At 67.4% G+C, this 4,984-nt stretch carries 5 protein-coding genes; 3 read left to right on the top strand and 2 right to left on the bottom strand.

Annotated elements, in window-relative coordinates; genetic code table 11:
• Nucleotides 1-176: 176 nt before the first annotated feature.
• The gene (locus tag AO684_RS10120; protein ID WP_054302638.1) at nt 177-839 is read right to left on the bottom strand and encodes an HAD-IA family hydrolase; all 663 of its coding nucleotides are present in this window, start codon (nt 837-839) and stop codon (nt 177-179) included.
• Between the two features lie 105 nt (nt 840-944).
• Here AO684_RS10120 and glmU point away from each other — a divergent pair, with 105 nt between their 5' ends.
• The 3 genes from glmU to AO684_RS10105 are packed head-to-tail and all read left to right on the top strand — an operon-like array spanning nt 945 to nt 4,670.
• Nucleotides 945-2,294, top strand: coding sequence for a bifunctional UDP-N-acetylglucosamine diphosphorylase/glucosamine-1-phosphate N-acetyltransferase GlmU (glmU, locus tag AO684_RS10115; protein WP_054302637.1), 1,350 nt, complete (start codon nt 945-947; stop codon nt 2,292-2,294).
• Between the two features lie 4 nt (nt 2,295-2,298).
• On the top strand, nt 2,299-4,113 hold the full coding sequence (glmS, locus tag AO684_RS10110) for a glutamine--fructose-6-phosphate transaminase (isomerizing) (RefSeq protein WP_054302636.1): 1,815 nt from the start codon (nt 2,299-2,301) through the stop codon (nt 4,111-4,113).
• Nucleotides 4,113-4,670 (top strand): pyridoxamine 5'-phosphate oxidase family protein, encoded by a 558-nt coding sequence (locus AO684_RS10105; RefSeq protein WP_054302683.1) that lies wholly within the window; start codon nt 4,113-4,115, stop codon nt 4,668-4,670. The genes glmS and AO684_RS10105 overlap by 1 nt, the downstream gene beginning before the upstream one ends.
• Here the strand turns inward: AO684_RS10105 and AO684_RS10100 are convergent.
• On the bottom strand, nt 4,667-4,984 hold a 318-nt coding region (locus AO684_RS10100), incomplete at its 5' end, for a hypothetical protein (protein WP_161806007.1). The genes AO684_RS10105 and AO684_RS10100 overlap by 4 nt on opposite strands.

Below are 4,984 nucleotides of genomic sequence, written 5' to 3'. Positions count from 1 at the left end.
CCCGCCACGCCGTCGACCAGGCTGCAAAAGAACAGCGTTCCGGGCGGTCGACTATTTCAGCGGCCTGCGAAAGCGGGGGCGGCAGCGCAAAGCGCAGCAGTTGCCCGACGCGTTCAAAGCGACAAGCCGCTGATGCAAGGCCAGTCTTCTGAAATGATCTGACGGCGTGCCACCCGTCATCCCAGCAGCCGGGCCGCCAGCGCGGGCAGGTCGGCGTAACGGTCCAGCATCGCCTCCGGGGCCAACCGCGCGATTGCCGGCCCTTCGGGGCCGAAACTGACCAGAACGCAGGGCACACCGGCGGCGGTGGCGGTCTTGCGGTCGGTTTCGGTGTCGCCGATGAGGATTGACCGCCCGGGATCGCCGCCCGCGCCGCGCACGGCAGCCAGATAGGGTGCGGGATCAGGTTTGCGCACAGGCAGCGTATCGGCGCCGATCAGGCTGCCGAACAGGCCCCGCACCCCGAGCCGGGTCATCAGCGTCTCGGCCAGGCCTTCGGGCTTGTTGGTGCAGATCGCGGTGGCGTAACCGGCGGCGCGCAGCGCCTCCACCGCCTCGGCAGCACCGGGATAAAGCCGGGTGTGGGTGTCGATCCCCTCGGCATAGGCCGCAAGAAGCACCGGGTATTGCGCATCCACCGCCGCCTCATCCACGCCGCCGATGCGGGAAAATCCCAGCCGCAGCATCGCCCGCCCGCCGTGGAACGCGGTCAGCGCATCTGCCATCGGGTCCAGCAGATCCCCGTGACCAAGGCCGCGAAAGCAGGCATTCGCCGCCGCCACCAGATCGGCGGAGGTATCGGCCAGCGTACCATCCAGATCGAAGACCACCGTTTTCATCTGCCTGCCTCTCCTGAAACCTGTCGAAAGGATGTGTGAAGGCGCATGGCTTGCGCGCCCCGGCCATCGGGTTAAAACGGGCGCATCGCCAAGGAAAGAGGTCACATGCCTGTCTCTCTCGTCATTCTTGCCGCGGGGCAAGGCACTCGGATGAATTCGGATCTGCCGAAGGTGCTGCACCGTGTTGCGGGTGCGCCGTTGTTGCATCATGCGATGCAGGCGGGTGCGGCGCTGTCGCCGGAGCGTGTGGTGGTGGTTGCCGGGCACGGGGCGGAGGCGGTCTCGAAGGCGGCGCGGGCCTGGGACGAGGCTTGCGGGATCGTGGTGCAGGCCGAGCAGCTGGGCACCGGGCATGCGGTGGCGCAGGCGGCCCCTGCCCTTGCCGGTGTATCGGGCGATTGCGTGGTTCTGTATGGCGACACGCCCTTCATCCGTCCCGAAACGCTGGAGGCGATGCTGGAGGCGCGCGCGCGGCATGCCGTGGTTGTGCTGGGTTTCGAGGCGCGTGATCCGGGGCGCTATGGCCGGCTGATCGCGCAGGGCGAGGCGCTGGAGCGGATCGTCGAGTTCAAGGATGCGACCGAGGCGCAGCGCGCGATCACGCTGTGCAATTCCGGCGTGATCTGCGCCGATACCGCGCTGCTCCTTGATCTGGTCGGCACGCTGGGCAATGACAATGCGGCAGGCGAATATTACCTGACCGATGTGGTGGAACTGGCCCGCCGGCGCGGGCTCTCTGCCGGGGTTGTCACCTGTGACGAGGCGGAGACGCTGGGCGTCAACACCCGCGCCCAGCTGGCCGAGGCAGAGGCCGCCTTTCAGGCCCGTGCCCGCGCCGAAGCGCTGGACAACGGCGTGACGCTGACCGCGCCGGAAACGGTGTTCTTCGCGCTGGATACCGTGGTGGGGCGCGACGCGATCATCGGGCCGAATGTGGTCTTCGGCCCCGGTGTCACCATTGAAAGCGGCGCCGAGATCAGGGCCTTCTGCCATCTGGAAGGCTGCCATGTCAGCCGCGGCGCCGATGTCGGGCCGTTCGCGCGGCTGCGCCCTGGCGCCGAGCTGGCCGAGGATGTGCATGTCGGCAATTTCGTCGAGATCAAGAATGCCATTCTGGAAGAAGGCGTGAAGGTCGGTCACCTGAGCTATCTGGGCGATGCCGATGTGGGCGAAGGCACCAATATCGGCGCGGGCACGGTGACCTGCAATTACGACGGGGTGATGAAGCATCGCACCCGCATCGGCAAACGCGCCTTCATCGGGTCCGACACCATGCTGGTGGCGCCGGTCACGGTGGGGGACGGGGCGCTGACCGGCTCGGGCTCTGTCATCACGGCGGATGTGCCGGCAGGCGCGGTGGCGCTGGGACGCGCGCGTCAGGTGGTGAAGCCCGGGCTGGCCCAGAAACTGTTCGAGACCCTCCGCGCGCTCAAGGCCGCGCAGAACAAGGATTGATCGCATGTGTGGAATCGTTGGCGTTCTGGGCAGCCACGAGGTTGCTCCGTTGCTGGTCGAGGCGCTGAAACGGCTGGAATACCGCGGCTATGACAGCGCCGGGATTGCCACGGTGAACGAGGGCCGGCTGGACCGCCGCCGCGCCGTGGGCAAGCTGGTGAACCTGTCGGACCTGCTGGTGCATGAGCCGCTGGCGGGCAAGGCCGGCATCGGCCATACCCGCTGGGCCACCCATGGCGCGGCGACGGTGGCCAATGCCCATCCGCATCGCGCCGGCAATGTGGCGGTGGTGCATAACGGGATCATCGAGAATTTCCGCGAATTGCGGGCCGAGCTGACGGCGGCGGGCTACAGCTTCGAATCCGAGACCGATACCGAGACGGTGGCCCTGCTGATGCGGCACGAGCTGGCGCAGGGCGGCACCCCGGCCGAGGCCACTGCCCGGCTTCTGCCGCGCCTGCACGGCGCCTTTGCCCTGTGCTTCCTGTTCGAAGGCGAGGAGGATCTGATGATCTGCGCCCGCAAGGGCTCGCCGCTGGCCATCGGGCACGGCGATGGCGAGATGTTCGTGGGTTCGGATGCCATCGCCCTGGCACCGATGACCGACCGCATCACCTATCTGGAAGAAGGCGACTGGGCGGTGATCACCCGCACGGGGGCCGAGATCTTCGACGCCGGGAACCGCCGTGCCAACCGCGCCATGGCGCGCATCCAGGTGGATGCGACCCGGATCGAGAAGGCGGGCTACAAGCATTTCATGGCCAAGGAAATCGCCGAACAGCCGGTGGTGCTGGCCGATGCGCTGCGCCATTACCTGCGCGAGGACGGGCTGAACCTGCCCGCCGGGGTGGATTTCACCGGCGTGGACCGGCTGACGCTGGTCGCCTGCGGCACCGCGCATTACGCCTGCCATGTGGCGAAATACTGGTTCGAAAGCCTCGCGGGCCTGCCCTGCGACATCGATATCGCATCCGAGTTCCGCTATCGCGAGCCGCCTTTGTCGGACCGCGGCTGGGCGGTCTTCGTCAGCCAGTCGGGCGAAACCGCCGATACGCTGGCGGCGCTGCGCCATGTGCAGGACAAGGTGGCGCGGACGCTGGCGGTGGTGAATGTCACCACCTCCTCCATCGCGCGGGAATGCGACGTGACGCTGCCGATCATGGCCGGGGTCGAGGTCGGGGTCGCCTCGACCAAGGCCTTCACCTGCCAGCTGACGGTGCTGCTGACCCTGGCGCTGAAGGCCGCACAGGATCGCGGGCGTCTCGATGCCGCGCAGCTGGCCGCCCGCCTGGCGGATCTGCGGCTGCTGCCGGGGCTGATGAACGCGGCCCTCGCGCTGGCGCCCGAGATCGAGGGGCTGGCGGAAGAGCTGGCCAAGGCGCAGGACGTGCTGTTCCTCGGCCGGGGGGCGATGTATCCGCTGGCGCTGGAAGGCGCGCTGAAGCTGAAGGAAATCAGCTATATCCATGCCGAGGGCTATGCCAGCGGCGAGCTGAAACACGGCCCCATCGCGCTGATCGACGCCAGCGTCCCGGTGCTGGTGCTGGCCCCCCGCGATGCGCTGTTCGAAAAGACCGTGTCGAACATGCAGGAAGTCATGGCCCGCCATGGCCGGGTGCTGCTGCTCTCCGACCAGCCCGGTATCGCCGAAGCCGGCGCAGATTGCTGGCGCTGCCTCACCCTGCCCCGCGTCCCCGACCTCCTCGCCCCCATCCTCTACGCCGTCCCCGCCCAGCTCCTCGCATACCACACCGCAATCGCAAAAGGCACTGACGTCGACCAGCCCAGAAATCTGGCAAAATCCGTAACGGTGGAATGATGGCAAAGCAGTTCGACGGCTTCACCGAGGATCACCGCGCCTTCATCGCAGAACAGCCGCTGTTTTTCGTGGCGACAAGCGCACCGGGCGCGCGGCTGAACCTCAGCCCCAAGGGGATGGATTCGTTGCGGGTGACCGGGGCGAACCGCCTGCTCTGGCTCAATGTTACCGGCTCGGGGAACGAGACGGCGGCGCATCTGCCGCTGGACCCGCGTATGACGGTGATGTGGTGCAGCTTCGGCACCCGGCCGCTGATCCTGCGCGCCTACGGCACGGCGCGGGTGGTGCATCGCGGCGATGCCGACTGGCCCGCGCTGGCGGCTGAACTGCCGGATGTACCCGGCGCGCGGCAGGTGTTCGACATGGCGGTGGAGATGGTGCAAACCTCCTGCGGTTTTGCCGTGCCCTTCATGGAAGCCCCGCGCGAGCGCCCGGTGCTGCGCAACTGGGCCGAACAGAAGGGCGAGGCCGGTCTGGCCGCCTATTGGGATGAAAAGAACCGTAAATCCATCGACGGTTTGCCCACCGGTATCGGCGCCAATCTGGGCGAGGATTAACCGCCTGACAGAAGCGCGCGGATCTGGCCGTCCAGCGCTGCGATGGCCGGGTTCGGGCAAGTGGCGACATAGCGGATTTCGCGGCCCGGCCCGGTGTAAAGGATGCTATCGGCTCCGTAATCCTCGCAAATCCCGGTCTTGAGCTGCGATTTCGGAATCGGATGGGCGAGGATGTGATCCCGCGCTGCCGCGAAGGCACCGGGGCGCAGTTGCTTCACCGTGCGCGTGCTCTTGTCCGAGAACGGGCCTGAAATCGCGGTCACCGCCCTGTCATCCGGGGTCAGCACAAGACGGGTGGAGCCGGAAAATGCCCC

The sequence above is a fragment of the Gemmobacter sp. LW-1 genome (assembly GCF_001303875.1).
Classification (GTDB): Bacteria; Pseudomonadota; Alphaproteobacteria; order Rhodobacterales; family Rhodobacteraceae; genus Gemmobacter; species Gemmobacter caeni.
This window is presented reverse-complemented; position numbering and strand designations above follow the sequence as displayed.

Bases quoted from the DNA above. Each gene is read 5' to 3' on its own strand.
- AO684_RS10120 (WP_054302638.1), bottom strand. From the start codon at position 839: ATGAAAACGGTGGTCTTCGATCTGGATGGTACGCTGGCCGATACCTCC.
- glmU (WP_054302637.1), top strand. From the start codon at position 945: ATGCCTGTCTCTCTCGTCATTCTTGCCGCGGGGCAAGGCACTCGGATG.
- glmS (WP_054302636.1), top strand. From the start codon at position 2,299: ATGTGTGGAATCGTTGGCGTTCTGGGCAGCCACGAGGTTGCTCCGTTG.
- AO684_RS10105 (WP_054302683.1), top strand. From the start codon at position 4,113: ATGGCAAAGCAGTTCGACGGCTTCACCGAGGATCACCGCGCCTTCATC.